Below are 17,126 nucleotides of genomic sequence, written 5' to 3' on the forward strand. Positions count from 1 at the left end.
ACGTGTAGTATACGTATACATTCAAACGCGTCAACGCGGATTCCGTTTTTTCCTCGCACCTGCCCATGAGCGCCAGACTGAACCACCCCTCGATCGCCACGGCCGGACGTCCCGTGCGCTTCTGGTACGACGGCCAGCCGGTGGACGGCCTCGAAGGCGAGACCATTGCGGCCTCGCTCGCGGCCAGTGGCATCAAGGCAATGCGGCATACCCGCGGCGGCGAGCGCCGCGGCCTTTACTGCGGCATGGGCGCGTGTTTCGATTGCCTGGTCACGGTGGACGGCCAGGCCAGCCAGCGCGCCTGCCTGACCAAGGTGGCCGACGGCCAGCAGGTGCGCTCCACCTTGCCGGCCGGCACGCCGGACGACCCGCTGCAGCCGCTCACGCCCGACGCCGGCGCCGAGCCCGCCCGGCGGCAGGTCGATGTACTGGTCGTGGGCGCCGGCCCGGCCGGGTTCTCGGCGGCGCTGGCCGCGCGCCAGGCTGGCGCCGAGGTCCTCGTGCTCGACGAACGCCTGGAATCAGGCGGGCAGTTCTACAAACCGCTCGCACCGTCCCATCGCGCAGCCACGCCGGCAGACCGCCAGTTCGCCCAGGCGCTGGCGCTGGCGCAGGACGTGCGCGCCGCCGGCGTCACGGTCATCCAGGGCGCCCAGGTCTGGGCCGCCTTCTCGCCGACGGAGGTCGCGGCGCTCATCGACGGGCGCGCCACGGTCATCGAATGCCGCCAGCTCGTGATCGCGCCCGGCGCCTATGAGCGTCCGGTGCCGTTCCCCGGCTGGACCTTGCCCGGCGTGATGACGACCGGCGCGGGCCAGACGCTGGCTCGCGCCTACCGTGTCTCGCCGGGCCGCCGGGTGGTCATCGCGGGCAACGGCCCGCTCAACCTTCAACTGGCCGCGGAGTTGCTGGCTGGCGGCGCTGAAGTGGTTGCCGTGCTGGAGTCGGCGCCGCGCCCGTCGCTGCGCCACTGGCGCCAGTTGCTGGCCGCCGCCCGCACCGCGCCCGACCTGGTGGTCGACGGCTGGCGCTATCTGCGGCGGCTGCGCGCCGCCGGCGTACCGGTGCTGTGGGGGCACGCCGTGGTCGAGGCGCAGGGCGATGCCGACGCCACGAGCGGCCTTCGCCGCGTGGAGATCGCACGCGTGGACGCCCAAGGCCGCGCGGTGCCGGCAACCCAGCGCGCGCTGGAGGCCGACACGCTCTGCCTGGGCTATGGCTTCATCCCCTCGACCGAGCTCGCGCGCATGCTCGGCTGCGCGCACCGGCTCGCCGACCGGCACTTGGGACACCTGGCCACCATCACACAGGAAGACGGCGCCACCAGCGTGCCCGGCGTCTACGTGGTGGGCGACGGTGCCGACCTGGGCGGCTCACGCGTGGCGTTGGCGCGCGGCACGCTGGCCGGCGCCGCGGCCGCGCACAACCTGGGCCTACGGGCGAAAGCGTCGGCGGCGCTGGCCGACGCACCGGCCCGCCTGCACCGCGCCGAGTGCTTCCAGCAGGCACTGTGGTCGATCTACACCCCGCCGCCCGTCACGCTGGCCGCTGTGCCCGACGACACCCTGCTGTGCCGCTGCGAGGAAGTCAGCTTCGGCTCGGTGCGCGAGCAGATCCGTGCCGGTGCCGACACCCTGGCCGCCATCAAGCGAAACACGCGCCTTGGCATGGGGCGCTGCCAGGCACGCTATTGCGCCGTCACCGCCGGGCGGCTGGTGGCCGAGCTCACCGGCCGGCCGCCGGAGGTCGAGCAGTACTTCGCGCCGCGTCCGCCCGCCAAGCCGGTGCCCGCCGGCGCGCTCGGTTTCGAGAAGCCCGAATGGGGCGGCCACAAGCCCGCCATCACGCCCAACCTCGCACGGCCGGTCGAGCACGCGCCCTTCGAGCCGCTGCGCACCGACGTGCTGGTCATCGGCGCGGGCGTGCTCGGCGCATGCCTGGGCTACTTCCTGTCGAAGGCGGGCCGGGACGTCACGGTGGTGGACCGCGACGACCTCAACCTGCAGGCCTCGGGCGCCAATGCGGGCAGCCTGCACGTGCAGTTGCTGTCCTTCGACTTCGGCGCCAAGGCCCAGGAGGGCGGTGGCCCCGCCGCGGCCACGCTGCCGCTGGGGCCGATGTCGGTGCGCCTGTGGCAGGAGATCGAGTCCGACTGCGGCGAAGACCTCGAGATCAAGATCACCGGCGGCCTCATGGTCGCCGACAGCGAAGCCGGCATGCGCTTCCTCGAGGCCAAGGCCGCGCTGGAGCGGCGCCACGGCATCGATGCGCAGGTGATCGACGGCGCCGACCTGCGCCGCCTGTCGCCCGCGCTCTCGGGCGAGCTGCTCGGCGCCGAGCTGTGCCCCATGGAAGGCAAGATCAACCCGCTGCGGGCGACCTACGCCGTGGCACGGCGCGCGCAGCAGCAGGGCGCGCGCGTGCTGCGCGGTTGCGACGTGCAGGCCATCGAGCGGCTGCCGGGCGACGGCGCCGGCTACGTCGTGCGCACGTCGCGCGGCGTCATCCATGCGGGGCGCGTGGTCAACGCGAGCGGCGCCTGGTCGAGCGCCATCGGCCGCATGCTGGGCGTCACCATCCCGGTGAAGGGCGCGCCGCTGCAGATGATCGTGACCGAGCCCGCGCCGCCGCTGGTCAATCACCTGGTCGCGCATGCCGACCGGCACCTGAGCCTGAAGCAGGCCGCCAGCGGCGGGCTCATCGTCGGCGGCGGCTGGACCGCCGCCTTCAACGAAGACATGCGCCTGAACCGCGCCGTGCGCGACAGCATCGAGGGCAACCTGTGGGTCGCGCGCCGCGTGCTGCCCGCGGTGCGCGGCCTGCACATGGTGCGCTGCTGGGCCGGCATGAACGTCAACATCGACGGCGCTCCGATCCTCGGCGAGGTGCCGGGATGCCCTGGTTTCTTCAACGCCGTGACTTCCAACGGCTACACGCTCGCGCCCGTCACCGCACAACTCGTCACCGAGCTGATCGTGCGCGGGCGCACCGACTTCGACATCACGCCTTTTCGCATCGAACGCTTTCTCTGACCGCCATGATCGACATGACCGACCACGCCCCCGCCTTCACCCTTGCGCGCGATTCGCTGCGCCAGTTCATCGACGCCCACTTCGACGAGCAGGTGAGCACGCTCGCCGAACTGGTGCGCTGCCCCTCCGACAACCCGCCCGGCGACTGCGCGCCGCATGCCGAACTCACCGCCCGCCTGCTCGAAGCCATGGGCTTCGAGGTCGAGCGCCATGCAGTGCCTCCCGAGTACGCCGCCGCGCACGGCATGCGCAGCGTGACCAACCTGATCGTTCGCGAGCGCTTCGGCGAAGGCCCTGTCATCGCGCTCAACGCCCACGGCGACGTGGTGCCCCCGGGCGCCGGCTGGAGCGTCGACCCCTATGGCGGCGAGGTGCGCGACGGCTGGCTGTACGGCCGCGGCGCTGCGGTGTCGAAATCCGACTTCACGACCTACGCGTTCGCGATGCGCGCGCTCAAGCACCTGGCCGCATCGGGCACGCCGCTGGCCGGCACGGTCGAGCTGCACCTGACCTACGACGAGGAAACCGGCGGCGTGACCGGCCCCGGATGGATCCTGTCGAAGGGCCTGAGCCGGCCCGACTTCGTGCTCTCCGCCGCTTTCTCGCACCACGTGGTGGTCGCGCACAACGGCTGCCTGCACCTGGAGGTGTCGGTGCGCGGCACCTCGGCACACGCAGCGCGGCCCGACACCGGCCATGACGCGATCGAGGCCGCCGCCACGTTGCTGCCTGCGCTGTACCGCTACCGCGACGGCCTGGCCGACCGGCCCTCGCGCACGCCAGGCATCACCCATCCGACCATGGTGGTCGGCCTCATTGCCGGCGGCATCAACACCAACGTGGTGGCCGACGCACTGAGCCTGCGAATCGACCGGCGCATCGTGCCCGAGGAATCGCCCGAGGCGGTGGAGGCCGAGTTGCGCGAAGTGATCGAATCGGCCTGCCGCGCGCTGCCCGGCATTTCGGTGGAGATCCGCCAGATCCTGCTGGCACGCCCGTTCGCGCCGGCGCCCGGGGCCGACGAATTGGCCGCCCTGGTGTGCCGCGAGGCCAGCGATGTCATGGGCAAGCCGGTCACGCCAATCGGCGTGCCGCTCTACACCGACGCGCGCCTGTACAGCGAAGCGGGCATTCCCACCGTGATGTATGGCGCCGGCCCGGAATCGCTGCTCGAAGCCAACGGCCACCGTGCCGACGAGCGTGTGCCGCTGGACGAACTGCGCAAGGCCACCCGCGTGGTCGCCAACACGCTGCACCACCTGTTGACGCGCTGAAGCGCCAAGGAGCCGAGCCATGATCGAAATCAGCCACGTCAACAAAAGCTACGGCGCCTTCCAGGTGCTGACCGACTGCACCGCCCACATTCGCAAGGGCGAAGTGGTGGTGGTCTGCGGGCCCTCGGGCTCGGGCAAGTCCACGCTCATCAAGTGCGTCAACGCGCTGGAGCCTTTCCAGCAGGGGCGCATCACGGTCGACGGCGTGTCCGTCGGCGACCCCAAGACCGACCTGAACAAGCTTCGCGCGCGCGTCGGCATGGTGTTCCAGCACTTCGAGCTGTTTCCCCATCTGTCGATCGAGGACAACCTGTCGATCGCGCAGGTCAAGGTGCTCAAGCGCTCGGCTTCCGAAGCCCGCGCCGCTTCCATGGCGCTGCTGCAGCGCGTGGGCATGCGTGCGCATGCCCACAAGTTCCCGAGCCAGCTGTCGGGCGGGCAGCAGCAGCGCGTGGCCATTGCACGCGCGCTGGCCATGGACCCCATCGCCATGCTGTTCGACGAGCCCACTTCGGCGCTCGACCCCGAGATGGTCAACGAAGTGCTCGACGTGATGGTCGGCCTGGCCCGCGAGGGCATGACCATGATGTGCGTCACGCACGAGATGGGGTTCGCGCGCAAAGTGGCGAACCGGGTGATCTTCATGGACCGCGGCTGCATCGTGGAAGACTGCGCCAAGGACGAGTTCTTCGGCGACCCGTCGGCCCGCTCCGACCGGGCGCAGCAGTTTCTCTCGAAGATCCTCCAGCACTGACGCCGGCGGTTGCCGAGCCTGATCACCCCGATTTTCCGGTTTTAGATTCGAGCTGCTCGTTGGCGAGATCTCCAAGACTCCTGATCGCCCCTTCCAGGCGCGGATCGCTGGGATACCCGTAGTTGATGCGCAGGTGCCGGGTGTACCGGCGGTCGGCTGAAAACAAATGCCCCGGCGCTACGCCTATGCCGAGCCGAAGAGCGTCCTGGTGCAGTGCGAGGGAGTCGACACCTTCCGGCAGCGCGAGCCACAGGAAATAGCCACCCTCGGGGCGCGTGACCCGCGTGCCAGCCGGAAAGTATCGATCGACAAGTCGCAAGCATACAGCCTGCTGGCGGCTGAGCGAATGCCGCAGTACGCGCAGGTGACGATCGAAACTCTTGTGTTGCAGGTACTCCTGCAACGCCAGTTGGGAGGGGAGGGCCGTCGCCAGCGAGCTCATCAACTTGTTCCGGCTCAAAGTGGCTGCAAAGCGGCCACCCGCTACCCAACCGATGCGATATCCGGGTGCCAGGGATTTCGAGAAAGAACTGCAGTGCAGCACCCAGCCGTCCCGGTCCCAGGCCTTGGCTGGTGGCGGTCTACGAGCGCCATGCGCGAGCTCGCCGTACACGTCGTCTTCGATCAGCGGTATGGAACGGGTGGCGAGCATGCCGACCAGTTGCTCCTTGGCTGTGTCGCTCATGGTGCAGCCCATCGGATTCTGGAAGGTCGGCATGAACCAGCAGGCCTTCACCGGATGCTGGTCGATCACGCGCGCAAGCGAGTCGAGATCTACACCTGTACGCGGGTGGGTCTCGACCTCGACCGCGCGAAGACCGCGCCGCTCCAGTGCCTGCAACGCACCATAGAAGGTCGGTGTTTCGATCGCCACGACGTCGCCCGGCTGCGTCACCGATTCGAGCGCGAGATTGAGTGCTTCCATCGCCCCGCTGGTGATGACCAGTTCCGACGCGGGAACATCCATTCCGACGCTGCCGTAACGCAGGGAGATCTGATGGCGTAGAAGCGCGTTTCCGGGTGACAGGTCCTCGACGGTCTGCCAAGGATCCATCCGCTTGAGCGCTCGCGTCAGGCCGGCGGCGAGTTGCTCGAAGGGAAACAGCTCTGGCGACGGAAAGGCCGAACCGAGCGGGACCATGTCGCGCTCGCGCGCCTGTGCAAGGACCTGAAAGACGAGCGACGAGACGTCGACTGACATGGACCGGAGGACAGGCGCGCTGGCGGCGAGTTCGTTGGCCGTCGTTTCCGCGCCCGCTCGAACGAAGTATCCCGACCGCTGCCGCGCTTCGACGAGCCCTTGCGCCTCCAGCAGGTAGTAAGCAGAGAACACGGTGGACGCACTGATGCCCATCTGCGACTTCAGTTCGCGCACCGAGGGAAGGCGATCGTTCGCCTTCAGCCTGCCGGCGCGAATGCGCTGAGCGATGTTGTCGGCGAGCTTCTCGTAGCGGTTCATGGGCATTCCTCCTGATACGGTCATTCGGGACCGCTTCACAGATTTTCGTATCAGACGTCGGCATGCGCCGGCGCGACTACCGGCCGCCCGGCATCTGATATGCAAATCTGGAGCCGATCTGGTTCTGTACGTATCAGTCTGAAAAGTGAACACTCGACAACACGTTGAAAGTGCTTCTGTGGTGCCAGTCGGTAGCTTTACCAGATTGGCTTTTCATTTCGTTTAAATCATGAATTCGATTCCTGTTTCTTTTGTTATTTTCAAGATCCTCGTGCTCAGCGTCGGCATGTATTTGGCCGTGAAGTGGCATTACGTTCGAGGACAGAAATACAAGAATCAAAAGACGGCTGCCGTGTTGCTCACGTCCATCAAGGTGGGATTGGCATTCGTCGCTTCGTCTTTCCTTATGTTGTTCCTTACCCTTGAATTTTGCAAAAGGATGGGTTTGGACCTGACCATGTAGTTATTGGAAGTTTTCGATAACCTCGTCGCGATTTGCACGCTACGTTTTCCAACCATACGAATTTTCTTGTACGCAGGAAAATTCGTAATTCGTGCTTTGCTTCTAACCGCAACTCTCCTTTGCGAGCAGTCAAAGTTAACATAAGATACATTGCATGGATTTCTGACGTCACCGATCGCCCTAACGCCATGAAAACGGCTCACCCGCGAAGGCTCGGCAGCCGTTCAGCGCGCGTGGAACGCGCCCAGACGAACGTCATGGCGGCAGCGAGCAGCACCACCGGCAGCATCGCTGCATTGAGCGGCGCCCAGCCGAAGTGATCGAGCGCGGGGCCGGCGGCGAGCGTCGCGAAAGCCGTGCACACGTTGCGCAGCAACTCCGCGGCGCCCTGCGCACGGCCGCGCTCCTGCGGGCGATATGACTGCGCCAGCAGCGTGGTGCCGCCGACGAACATGAAGTTCCAGCCCACGCCCAGGCAGAACAGTGCCGCGTAGAAGGAAGGCAGCGTGGTCGAACTCATCGCGACGACCGAACACACGACATTGAGCAACATGCCCAGGCTCACCACACGCGGCAAGCCCCAGCGCTGGATGAGCGCGCCCGCGAACAGCGCCGGCGCATACATGCCCACCAGGTGCCACTGCATGATCCCCGCGCCGTCGTCGATGGAGTGGTTGCAGGCCACGGCCGCGAGCGGCGCGGCCGTCATCACGAACATCATCGACACCGAACCCACCACGTTGTTGGCCAGCGCGGCGATGAAGATGGGCTGCCTTGCGATCTCGCCCAGCGGGCGGGCTGGCCGAGTGTCGACAGGCCCGCTCGCCGCGGCCTGCATCTGCGTGTCGCGGTAAAGAGCCACGATCAAGACGACCGAGATTGCACCCAGCACCGCCACCATCAGGTAGGCCCCCGCGAACAGAGCTGGCGGAAAGAGGTCCTTGCTCCAGGCCGCGAGCGCCGGCCCCGCGACAGCCGCGATCACGCCGCCGGCCAGCACCGTCGACACGGCGCGGCTCTTGTCGGCGACCGCCACGCCGTCGGCCGCGGCCAGCCGGTAGAACTGCGCGAAGGCCTGGTAGACGCCCACCAATGCCGTGCCGGCGCAGAACACCCAGAAGCTGCCGTGAAAGACAGCCCACACCGACACGAGGCCGCCCGCCGTGCCCGCGAGCGCGCCCAGTGCGAACCCGCCACGCCGCCCGATGCGCTGCATCAGCAGCGACGCGAACCACGTCACCACCGCCCCCGCTACCGTGATGAGCGCAAAGGGCAGCGTCGCCAGCGACTTGTCGGGCGCAAGCATGTGGCCCGTGAGCGCGGTGAGCGTGAGGTCGATCGAAACGGCCGCCGTGTAGAGACCCTGGCAGATCGCGAGCACCCGCGCATCGCGGCGGCCGGTGGAGATGGTGGCGGTGTCGGTCATGAAAGCGAAAGAGCGGGTTTGACAGCCTGAACTCTAGGCAACGACACTCCGGCACGAATGACATACTTCCCTCGTTAAACGACATGACCCGCTCCGTCTCCTTCTTGCTCGTTCCGGAGTTCCAACTGTTCGACATGGCGGGCCCGCTGTCGGTGTTTCAGGTGGCCGCCGAAATCGGACGCAGCCGGCGTGGCCCGGCCTACGAAATAGCGGTGCTTTCCGAACGCGGGGGTCGCGTGGCGTGTTCGGCCGGACTCGAAATGCAGACGCGCTCGTGGCGCGATTCGCAGGCCGGCACCGTCATCGTTCCTGGCGGCCAGGGCGCACGAAAGCCCGGCGCGGCCACGCCCGCGCTGGTGCAATACCTGCGCGCCGCGCTGGCGGCGAAGCGGCGCGTGGCCAGCGTGTGCACCGGCGCGTTCCTGCTGGCCGAGGCGGGCCTGCTAGACGGGCGCCGTGCCACCACGCACTGGCGCCAGGCCGCGCTGCTGCAACGCAACTATCCCGCCATCACCGTCGATGCCGATCGGATCTTCGTGCGCGACGGCCATGTGTGGAGTTCGGCGGGCATCGCGGCCGGCATCGATCTCGCACTGGCGCTCGTCGAGGCGGATCTCGGCGCCGACATCGCGGGCGCGGTGGCGCGCGAGATGGTCGTCTACCACCGGCGCACGGGCGGCCAGTCGCAGTTCTCCGCGCTGCAGGACCTCGCGCCGCAGAGCGAACGCATGCGCGCCGTGCTCGCACACATCGGCGAGAACCTCACGGCCGACCTCGACATCGACCGGCTCGCCGAAGTGGCCTGCGTGAGCCCGCGCCAGTTCATGCGCACCTTCAAGGCAGAGACGGGACAGACGCCCGCCAAGGCCGTGGAGCGCATCCGTGCCGAAGTTGCACGCACGCACATCGAAGGCGGCGACAGCAGCATCGAAGCGGTTGCGCGGCTCACCGGTTTCGAGGACCCGGAGCGCATGCGGCGCGCGTTCGTGCGCGTGTATGGCCAACCGCCGCAGGCCTTGCGGCGCATGGCGCGAGCGGCGGCGCCAGCCGGGGCGCTTCGTGCCTGAGCTCACCTCGACAAGACAATCCTGTTCGGCGCCTGTCCGGCATTGACCGTCAGCGCCGCCTGCGGATCCAGCACACCCGACGCCGCATCGATGGTGTAGATCGACACCTTGCCGTCCGTGTTGTCCGCCACGTAGGCGAACTTGCCGCTCGCGTCTATCGCCACGGAGGCGGGACGATTGCCGGTGGAAATCGTCGGCGTCACCGCAGGCGTCGGCACGCCGGTCGAGGCGTTCAAGGTATAGGCCGACACGTTGTGACCGTCCAGGTTTGCCACGTAGGCAAAGCGTCCCTTCGGGTCCACGGTGATGCTGAATGGACCCCCTTCTGTCTTGGGCGGCTTTGCTTTTAGCTCCGTCAGCGCGCCCGTCACGGCATCGATGCCGTAAGCCATGACGGTCATGTCGCCCTGGTTCAAAACATAGGCGAAGCGGCCCGAGGGATCCACGGCAATGTCGCGAGCCCCGGATCCGGCCGTCACGGTGGGAATCGCCATCGGGCTCAACGCTCCGGACGTGGCATCGAGGTTGTAGGCCGACACGGTACCGTCGCCGGTATTCGCCACATAGGCGAAGCGGCCCGTGGGGTCCACGGCTATACCGTAAGGCGATCCGCCGGTCTTTACGGACGACACCGCCATCGGACTCAGTGCGCCCGTATTCGCATCGACGTCGAAAGCCAGCACGCGGTCGCCCGCCAGGTTCACGAAGTAGGCGAAGCGGCCGGTGGGGTCCACCGCCATCCCTGCCGAGGTGCCACCGGCTGCCACGGATAACGCGCCGATGGCAGTCAAGTCACCTGTCACACGATCGATGGAATACGCCGACACGCCGGCGCCCGACGTGCTCGAAACGTAGACGAAGCGGCCCGATGGATCGACGGTCAGCGCGTACGGACTCGGCACCGACAGCGTCGTCGCGGCGCGCAGCGCTCCTGTCGACGCATCGACGGTGTACGCAGACACGCTGTTGCTGCCGCCGTTCGACACATAGGCAAAGCGCGAAGGAGGCTCGGTGCAGACGACCTGCACGTCGTCCACCGCGGCCGCTGCGATGGTTCCGCTGCCGTTGGCGACGGTGCACACGCGCGTCAGGATCTTCGACTGTGACTTGATCGACACGCATAGCGCGTACCGCCGGCAAGCTGTGTCGCAAAACTGAAGCGGCCATTGGCGGCGATGGGCAGGTCGTCGCCGGCGTTGTTCTGCAACACGAGTCCCGTGCCCAGCAGCCCGGTGACCGTGCCGCTCACGGCGTAAGTCGGTGCCGCCGGCGGCGGCGAGGGCTCAGGCGTTGACGCGGGTGGCGTCGATGAAGATGCAGGGATGACCGGGACGAAGCCGCCCTCCCCGCCCCCTCCTCCGCCGCCGCAGGCAACAAGCACGAGGGTGAGGGCCGCGGCAAGGGCGTAGCCAGCGCGGCGCGAAAAGGCGGAATGCAGCGTCATCGGGATGGTCGGCGAGTGAGGCGTTTTTTTGACGAACGCGCAGGCTATCGAAGGAGGCTTTCCGAAGCCATCCCCGAGAACGGGTAGAACGGTGTGGATTCCGGGCGCCGGGCTCAGCGCGATGCGAGGCTTTCCAGGTAGGCGCAGAGCATGTCGGCCATCGCGTCCGCCCAGGCCTCGATCTCGGCGGCGGTCCGGGGGCTCTCCGAAAAATCCTTGCCCACCGTGCTGAGCGTCCTCACGATCAGGTCGCCCGCCATTTCACGTGTGGCATCGGAAGCCGCGGGCAGGGCTTGCTTCATGAACACCCTCACGATCTCGCCGCCGGCGGCGCGCACTTCCCGGGCCTCGGGCGCGTCACGGTAGAACGGCGCGGCGTCGCCGAGCGCCGTTCGCACCTGCGCCTCGTCGCACTCGGAGCGAATGAAGCCGTGCGTGAGCATGCGCAGGCGTTCGAGCACGGGCCGCTGCATGTCCCCCAGAATGCCGCGCATCATTTCCGTGGTCTGCTGCCATTCGTCGCTCTGCAGACGAAACAGGATCGACGCCTTGTTCGGAAAGTACTGATAGACCGAACCGACGCTGACCCCGGCCCTCTCGGCAACGCGCGTGGTGGTGAAGCGGCTCACCCCTTCCTTCGCCAAAACCTGAATAGCTGCCTGAAGAATGGCCTGGAGAAGGTCGGCCGAGCGCGCCTGCTTGGGCTTTCGGCGAGAGGAGATGGACGCACTCGGGCGGTCGGTCATGGGCAGTATCCGTAACGCGAATGGAAAACGTGAAGGGTTCTTCATATTATTTCGCATCTGCTTTTTCACACGAAAGAACCCGGTGACGACCCTGACCTCCCCTCCCCTCGCCCCTTTGCTCGACCGCCTGTTCCTGCAGGCCGCCGCGGCAACCAGCCCTGCCATTGCCAGCATCAGCCGCGAGGAACGCGAACGGCTGATGCACAGCAAGACCGAGTACCTCGACCTCTATGGCCGGATGAAGGATCTTTGGCTGCCGGTGTCGCGCGAGACCGGCGTGCTGCTCTACCAGCTGGCACGCAGCATGAACGCGCGCAACATCGTGGAGTTCGGCACTTCGTTCGGCCTGTCGACGCTCTACATGGCCGCCGCGCTGCGCGACAACGGCGGCGGCAGGCTCATCAGCAGCGAGTTCGAGCCATCGAAGATCGCCAAGGCCCGCGAGCACCTGACTGAAGGGGGCGTGAGCGACCTGGTCGAAATCCGCGAAGGCGATGCGCTGAAGACGCTGGCCGTCGACCTGCCCCAGACCATCGACCTGGTGCTGCTGGACGGCGCGAAGGCGCTCTACCCCGACATCCTGGCGCTGGTCGAGAGCCGCCTGCGGCCGGGTGCGCTGATCGTGGCGGACAACGCCGACCACAGCCCGGCGTACCTCGCACGCGTGCGTGCGTCCGACGGCGGATACCTGTCGGTCCCCTTCGCCGCCGACGTGGAACTGTCCATGCGCGTGGGCTGAGGCTGCTCGCGATGAACATCACGGTGCATCTAGTCGATCCCGCGCCAGACGCCGCCCTGGGCACTGAGGACGAACCGGGCACGGCCGTCATAGCCGTAGTGATCGCTTGCCGAGTACCGAAGCACGCCTTGCGGCACGACAACCTCCCCCATCGTTTCCAGCGCGTCCTTCAGGGCGAGACGGAACGCCGGCGTCCCCGGCCTGGCCTGCTTGAGCGCGATCGGAATCGCCTTGTCGAGCAGCAGCTTCGCGCCCCAGATGTTGGCCGCGAACTGGTTGTAGGTGCCGGCGCCGAATTTCGATTCATAGAGCTTGATGAAATCAAGGGCCACCTTCTTCGACGGATGCGTGTCCGGCAACTGGTCGGCCGCGACAGCGGGACCCGACAGTCCCAGCGTGCCTTCCACGTCCTTGCCGCCCATGCGCAGCAGGTCGGGCGCAACGGCGCTGTAGGTCTGGTAGACCTTGCCCCGGTATCCGCGCTCCACGAGTGCCTTCTGCGGCATGACGGCACCGCTGCCCGATGCGACAACGAGCACGGCGTCGGGGTTGGCGGCCATCACCTTGAGCGCCTGCGACACCACGGTCATGTCGGTGCGCGAGAACCGTTCGGTCCCCACGAGTCGGACGCCCGCCTTGTCGGCGTGGCGCTTCATTTCACGCAACCAGCTCTCGCCATATGCGTCTGAGTAGCCCATGAAGGCGAAGGTCTTCACGCCCGACTTCTTCATCTGCTCGACCGTTCCTTCGGCCATCAGCGCGATGCCCTGCGGCAGGCGGAAAGTGAAGCTGTCGCGGCCTTCAGCCAGCTCTATCGGCGCGGCAGCCAGTTGAACCGTCTGCGACAGGAGCGCGACCTCGGCAATGCCCAGTGCGGGCGGGCTCGCCGTCGATCCGATGATCAGATCTGCCTTCTCCTCCGTGATGAGCCGCTGCGCATTCCTGGCCCCGGCGGTCGAATCGGTGGCGTCGTCCAGCACGACGATGCGAAGCTTCTCTCCGCCGATCTGCTCGGGGAACAGCTGCATCGTGTTGCGCGGTGCGATGCCCAGCGCCGCGGCCGGTCCGGTGATGGAGAAGCTGGCGCTGATGACGATCTCGGCGTGCGCGGAAAAGGCGGCAAGTGCGGCAGCGGCCAGCATGGCCATGCGTCGTTGGATGTTCATGGTCGTCTCCTCTTCTTCTTCAGGCGATGGGTGCGTGCACGGGCCGATGGATCGCCGCCGGCAGCGGCATCGAATCCTCGCGCTCGGCCTCAGAGAATTCCTGCACCAGCCGGCGGAACCGGGCCAAGGCAAGGTCGGCCGCGATGGGATGCATCTGGCCACCGGGCGTGGCGTCGAGCATGCGGCTCTGCGCCATGATGATCTGGCGGTCTTCCTCGAATGCCGCGCACAGGCTCTGGTAGATCGACTCGGTGATGGTTGCGTCGTCCAGCCGGAACCGGTGGGCCTGCATGAAGAAGTAGTGCGTGCTGTGGGCCGTCTCCGGCGTCAGCGCCTGGCAGCTGTGGAACTGCAACGCACCGGTCATGTCTTCATCGGGCGTGTCGGCGGGTTTGACATGGGCATGCATCAGCAGCACGCCCGGCAGCAGGAAGTCGTAGTTGAAGCGACGATCGACCTTTCCCTGGAAGCCGCCCAGGCGCGCGTGGTACGGCGCCGGCACGGTGCCGCGCACGTCGCGCGTGACGTTCAGGCCGCGCGGCAGCGGTGTCACCACGGGCCGCGATTGCGCGATGTTGGGTGACCCGCCCAGCGTCTTCTCGTGCACGTAGGAAAGATGCGAGAAGTCCAGCAGGTTGTCGCAGATCAGCAGGTAGTCGGTGTCATAGTGCAGATAGCCCGGCTTGTAGCGCCAGTCCGGATGCTTGAGCGAGAAGGCATCGGGAATGAGTGCGACATCGGCGCGTTGCGGGTCGCCCATCCAGATCCAGATCCATCGCCCGCGCTCGGCCACGGGGTAGCTGCGCACGCACAGCCTGGCCGGCACGTTGTCCTGGCCCGGCACTTCGGTGCAGCGGCCGTCGGCGCCGAACTTCAGGCCGTGGTACATGCAGCGGATGGCGTCGCCTTCGCGCCGGCCCATCGACAGCGGCGCGCCCCGATGCGCGCAGCGGTTGTCTATGGCCACGGCCGTGCCGTCGGCGCGTCGATACACCAGCACGGGCTGATCGAGGATGGTGCGCGCAAGCAGCGTATCGGCCAGCACCTCGTGGTCCCAGGCGGCCACGTACCAGCAGTTCTTCACAAACATCGTGTCGTCTCCAGTCCGGCGGATGGTTCCGCCTGTTTCTCGGTCAATGCCAGGCCGACTCTAGGTAGTGGCCCTCTATCGCGCAACGCGCTGAACCGGAGAATCACTATCTGTGGAAACGATGGACAAGACCCTGGACACCGCGTTCGACCTGAACCTGCTGCGTGTCTTGGTGACGCTCGGCAACACCCGCAGCGTCACGCATGCCGCAAGCGCCCTCGGCATGAGCCAGTCCGGTTTCAGCAGCGCGCTCGCGCGGTTGCGGCAGCTGTGCGGCGACCCGCTGTTCGTGCGTACGGCCGACGGCATGTCTCCCACGCCGCGCGCCGAGCGCATGGTCGAGACGGCTCGCTCGGTGCTCGCGCAGGTGGCCGAGGGCGTCCTCGGCCAACCGGAATTCGATGCCGCCACCACCCGCACGGAGTTCAGGCTGGCCATGGCGGACGTCGCCGGGATCGTGTTCCTTCCCCGCCTGCTGCGGCACTTCCAGGTGCATGCGCCGCATGCGCGCGTGGTCTGTGTCACGCTGCCGAACGGCCCGCTCCAGCAAGCCATGGCAGCGGGCGAGATCGACCTCGCGCTGGGGTACTTTCCGGATCTGAGCGCCCAGTCGTTCTTCAGACAACGGCTCTATGTCCACACCTATGCATGCATGGTCCGCAAGGGCCATCCGCTGGAAGGCAGCCGCCTCACGCAGAAAGCGTACCTGCACTATGGACACGCCGACGTCGCGTCGCCGGCGCGCAGCAACGAGCTCTTCCACAGATTCCTCGCCCGGCGCGGCCTGCAACGCCGCATCGTCCTGAGCACGCAGCACCACATGAGCCTGCCGGCGATCATCGAGGCGACCGACCTGCTGGCCACCGTGCCCTTGGCAACGGGTGCGCGCTTCGCGCAACTCGGCGTGGTGCAGTTGCTCGGTCTACCGTTCCAGCCGCCGACGTTTCCGGTGCACGCGCATTGGCACCGGCTCGTGCAGCACGACGCCCGCAACCGATGGCTGCGCAAACAATGCTCCGATCTGTTCAACGATGCGACCGACGAGTGGCGCGACATGGAGACGAAGCTCTACGGCCCATCGTTGCGCTCCAGACGTACGCAGGCGCCCAAGCCGAAGACGAATCGCGGGGCACCCAGGCAACGGACCTAGTCCGGTTTTCTCTTTCGAGGCGTGAGCCTGCAAAAACGATGTCGGTCTTTGGCTCTGCGCACCTGGCGTCTCTTGCGCGCCGGCGGATCAGCCGCCGGGCTTCCCCAGGCCTTCGTCGTCGATGGCCTTTTGCACCGCCCTGTAGAAACTCTCCCGCGCCGCGCTGTCGGCGCGGTTCGACGCCCCACCCGCCCAGTTGCCGTTCGAGGCGATGACCAGCCTGCGCTTCGGGTCGATGAAGATGCCCTGGCCGAAGATGCCGCGCGCCGCGAAGCTGCCGTCGTCGTAGGTCCACCATTGATAGCCGTAGCCGCGGCCCGGCTGGCCGATGTCCGTGCGCCGCGTGGTGGCCTCGGCCAGCCAGCCGTCCGGCACGATCGGCTGGCCGCCGATGCGTGCGCCGTCGAGCACGAACTGCCCGAAGCGGGCAAAGTCGCGCGTGGCCGCCTGGATGCAGCAACCGCTGATCTCCTGCCCCGAGCGGTTCAGGATCCAGGTGGCCTGCTGCTCCATGCCCGCGGGCCGCCAGATCTTCTCCGACAGATAGGTAGCCAGCGGCTTGCTCGTAGCCCGTGCCACCAGCACCCCCACCAGATTGGTCTCGCCCGTGCTGTAGTTCCAGCGGGTGCCCGCCGGTGCCGCCCGGGGGAGCTGGCGCAGGTAGCTCACCAGCGCGTCGGCACCCGGCTCCGGCCGATGGTTGTTGAAGCGCGCCACGTCCGACTGCGGATCGCCGTAGTTTTCGTTCCAGCGCACGCCGGAGGTCATCGTCAGGAGCTGGCGGATGCTGACAGCGTCATATGCCGAGCCCTTCATCTCCACGATGTAGTCGCTGACCTTGTCGTCGAGGCTGCGAATGTGGCCGTCCCGCACGGCGGCACCGAGCAAGGTGGAAGTGATGGATTTCGCCACCGAGAAGCTGGTCCAGCGCCCTTCGCGGTCGAAGCCCAGGCCGTAGCGCTCCAGGCGCAGCTTCCCGTCTTGCAGGATCACGAGCGCGGCGCTGCGTTGCTGCGCCATGTATGCATCGACGTCCAGGGACAGCGCCAACGGCGGCCCCGGCGGCAAGGCCGACGGCGCGGCACCGGCGGCCACGACGTGCGCCTTGGCCAGCACCGGCAAGCGGTCGAGGGCCCGGAAGCCCGCATCGCGCTGGCGCTGGCTCCAGAACAGCACATCGCTGTTGGTGGGCAGCGTGGAGAGCAGCCCGCGCGTTTCCTTGTCCAGGCTGTACCAGCCCGCCGCCCCGGTGATGGCCAGCACGGCGAGCCCCCCGAGAACGATCTTGCCAAGCTTCATGCTGAGAATTCCATGCG

At 67.3% G+C, this 17,126-nt stretch carries 14 protein-coding genes; 6 read left to right on the plus strand and 8 right to left on the minus strand.

Going from position 1 to position 17,126, the window contains the following annotated elements:
- Positions 1-65 precede the first annotated feature (65 nt).
- The 3 genes from WIX39_RS28920 to WIX39_RS28930 are packed head-to-tail and all read left to right on the plus strand — an operon-like array spanning position 66 to position 5,060.
- Positions 66-3,032, plus strand: coding sequence for an FAD-dependent oxidoreductase (locus tag WIX39_RS28920; protein ID WP_409196607.1), 2,967 nt, complete (start codon positions 66-68; stop codon positions 3,030-3,032).
- A 14-nt stretch (positions 3,033-3,046) separates the two neighbouring features.
- Positions 3,047-4,306, plus strand: a complete 1,260-nt coding sequence (locus WIX39_RS28925; RefSeq protein ID WP_106938534.1) for a M20/M25/M40 family metallo-hydrolase — start codon at positions 3,047-3,049, stop codon at positions 4,304-4,306.
- Positions 4,307-4,325: 19 nt separating this feature from the next.
- Positions 4,326-5,060 carry an amino acid ABC transporter ATP-binding protein gene (locus WIX39_RS28930; protein WP_285411274.1) on the plus strand — a complete coding sequence of 245 codons (735 nt, stop codon included), beginning with the start codon at positions 4,326-4,328 and terminating at the stop codon, positions 5,058-5,060.
- A 22-nt stretch (positions 5,061-5,082) separates the two neighbouring features.
- Here WIX39_RS28930 and WIX39_RS28935 read toward each other — a convergent pair whose 3' ends face one another.
- Positions 5,083-6,519 (minus strand): PLP-dependent aminotransferase family protein, encoded by a 1,437-nt coding sequence (locus tag WIX39_RS28935; protein ID WP_409196608.1) that lies wholly within the window; start codon positions 6,517-6,519, stop codon positions 5,083-5,085.
- 662 nt (positions 6,520-7,181) lie between these two features.
- Positions 7,182-8,408, minus strand: coding sequence for an MFS transporter (locus tag WIX39_RS28940; protein WP_409196609.1), 1,227 nt, complete (start codon positions 8,406-8,408; stop codon positions 7,182-7,184).
- 83 nt (positions 8,409-8,491) lie between these two features.
- On the opposite strand from WIX39_RS28940, the gene WIX39_RS28945 reads away from it, so the two are divergent.
- A complete protein-coding gene (locus tag WIX39_RS28945; RefSeq protein ID WP_106938292.1) occupies positions 8,492-9,475 on the plus strand; it encodes a GlxA family transcriptional regulator in 984 nt (327 codons plus the stop codon).
- 2 nt (positions 9,476-9,477) lie between these two features.
- Here the strand turns inward: WIX39_RS28945 and WIX39_RS28950 are convergent, their stop codons facing one another.
- The 3 genes from WIX39_RS28950 to WIX39_RS28960 all read right to left on the minus strand — a co-directional run bounded on the left by WIX39_RS28950 (position 9,478) and on the right by WIX39_RS28960 (position 11,665).
- Positions 9,478-10,593, minus strand: a complete 1,116-nt coding sequence (locus WIX39_RS28950; protein ID WP_409196610.1) for a lactonase family protein — start codon at positions 10,591-10,593, stop codon at positions 9,478-9,480.
- Positions 10,563-10,919: a hypothetical protein gene (locus WIX39_RS28955; RefSeq protein ID WP_409196611.1), complete on the minus strand. Its 357-nt coding sequence runs from the start codon at positions 10,917-10,919 to the stop codon at positions 10,563-10,565. The genes WIX39_RS28950 and WIX39_RS28955 overlap by 31 nt, the downstream gene beginning before the upstream one ends.
- A gap of 113 nt (positions 10,920-11,032) precedes the next feature.
- A complete protein-coding gene (locus tag WIX39_RS28960; RefSeq protein ID WP_409196612.1) occupies positions 11,033-11,665 on the minus strand; it encodes a TetR family transcriptional regulator in 633 nt (210 codons plus the stop codon).
- An 82-nt stretch (positions 11,666-11,747) separates the two neighbouring features.
- Between WIX39_RS28960 and WIX39_RS28965 the strand changes: the two genes are divergently transcribed.
- Complete coding sequence (locus tag WIX39_RS28965; protein ID WP_409196613.1) at positions 11,748-12,404, plus strand: O-methyltransferase; 657 nt, start codon at positions 11,748-11,750, stop codon at positions 12,402-12,404.
- Positions 12,405-12,433: 29 nt separating this feature from the next.
- On the opposite strand, the gene WIX39_RS28970 is transcribed toward WIX39_RS28965, so the two are convergent.
- Positions 12,434-13,570: an ABC transporter substrate-binding protein gene (locus WIX39_RS28970; protein WP_409196614.1), complete on the minus strand. Its 1,137-nt coding sequence runs from the start codon at positions 13,568-13,570 to the stop codon at positions 12,434-12,436.
- 19 nt (positions 13,571-13,589) lie between these two features.
- Positions 13,590-14,660 (minus strand): Rieske 2Fe-2S domain-containing protein, encoded by a 1,071-nt coding sequence (locus tag WIX39_RS28975; RefSeq protein ID WP_409196615.1) that lies wholly within the window; start codon positions 14,658-14,660, stop codon positions 13,590-13,592.
- Between the two features lie 121 nt (positions 14,661-14,781).
- Between WIX39_RS28975 and WIX39_RS28980 the strand changes: the two genes are divergently transcribed.
- Positions 14,782-15,810, plus strand: a complete 1,029-nt coding sequence (locus tag WIX39_RS28980; protein ID WP_409196616.1) for a LysR family transcriptional regulator — start codon at positions 14,782-14,784, stop codon at positions 15,808-15,810.
- 87 nt (positions 15,811-15,897) lie between these two features.
- Here WIX39_RS28980 and WIX39_RS28985 read toward each other — a convergent pair whose 3' ends face one another.
- Entirely contained in the window at positions 15,898-17,109 is a 1,212-nt protein-coding gene (locus WIX39_RS28985; protein WP_409196617.1) for a serine hydrolase domain-containing protein, read from the minus strand.
- Between the last annotated feature and the right edge of the window lie 17 nt (positions 17,110-17,126).

It is taken from the genome of Variovorax sp. AB1(2024) (genome assembly GCF_037482385.2).
Taxonomy (GTDB): Bacteria; Pseudomonadota; Gammaproteobacteria; order Burkholderiales; family Burkholderiaceae_C; genus Variovorax.

Coding starts and splice junctions, on each gene's coding strand:
- WIX39_RS28935 (WP_409196608.1), bottom strand. CDS start 6,519: ATGAACCGCTACGAGAAGCTCGCCGACAACATCGCTCAGCGCATTCGC.
- WIX39_RS28970 (WP_409196614.1), bottom strand. CDS start 13,570: ATGAACATCCAACGACGCATGGCCATGCTGGCCGCTGCCGCACTTGCC.
- WIX39_RS28955 (WP_409196611.1), bottom strand. CDS start 10,919: ATGACGCTGCATTCCGCCTTTTCGCGCCGCGCTGGCTACGCCCTTGCC.
- WIX39_RS28985 (WP_409196617.1), bottom strand. CDS start 17,109: ATGAAGCTTGGCAAGATCGTTCTCGGGGGGCTCGCCGTGCTGGCCATC.
- WIX39_RS28975 (WP_409196615.1), bottom strand. CDS start 14,660: ATGTTTGTGAAGAACTGCTGGTACGTGGCCGCCTGGGACCACGAGGTG.
- WIX39_RS28925 (WP_106938534.1), top strand. CDS start 3,047: ATGACCGACCACGCCCCCGCCTTCACCCTTGCGCGCGATTCGCTGCGC.
- WIX39_RS28980 (WP_409196616.1), top strand. CDS start 14,782: ATGGACAAGACCCTGGACACCGCGTTCGACCTGAACCTGCTGCGTGTC.
- WIX39_RS28960 (WP_409196612.1), bottom strand. CDS start 11,665: ATGACCGACCGCCCGAGTGCGTCCATCTCCTCTCGCCGAAAGCCCAAG.
- WIX39_RS28930 (WP_285411274.1), top strand. CDS start 4,326: ATGATCGAAATCAGCCACGTCAACAAAAGCTACGGCGCCTTCCAGGTG.
- WIX39_RS28920 (WP_409196607.1), top strand. CDS start 66: ATGAGCGCCAGACTGAACCACCCCTCGATCGCCACGGCCGGACGTCCC.
- WIX39_RS28940 (WP_409196609.1), bottom strand. CDS start 8,408: ATGACCGACACCGCCACCATCTCCACCGGCCGCCGCGATGCGCGGGTG.
- WIX39_RS28945 (WP_106938292.1), top strand. CDS start 8,492: ATGACCCGCTCCGTCTCCTTCTTGCTCGTTCCGGAGTTCCAACTGTTC.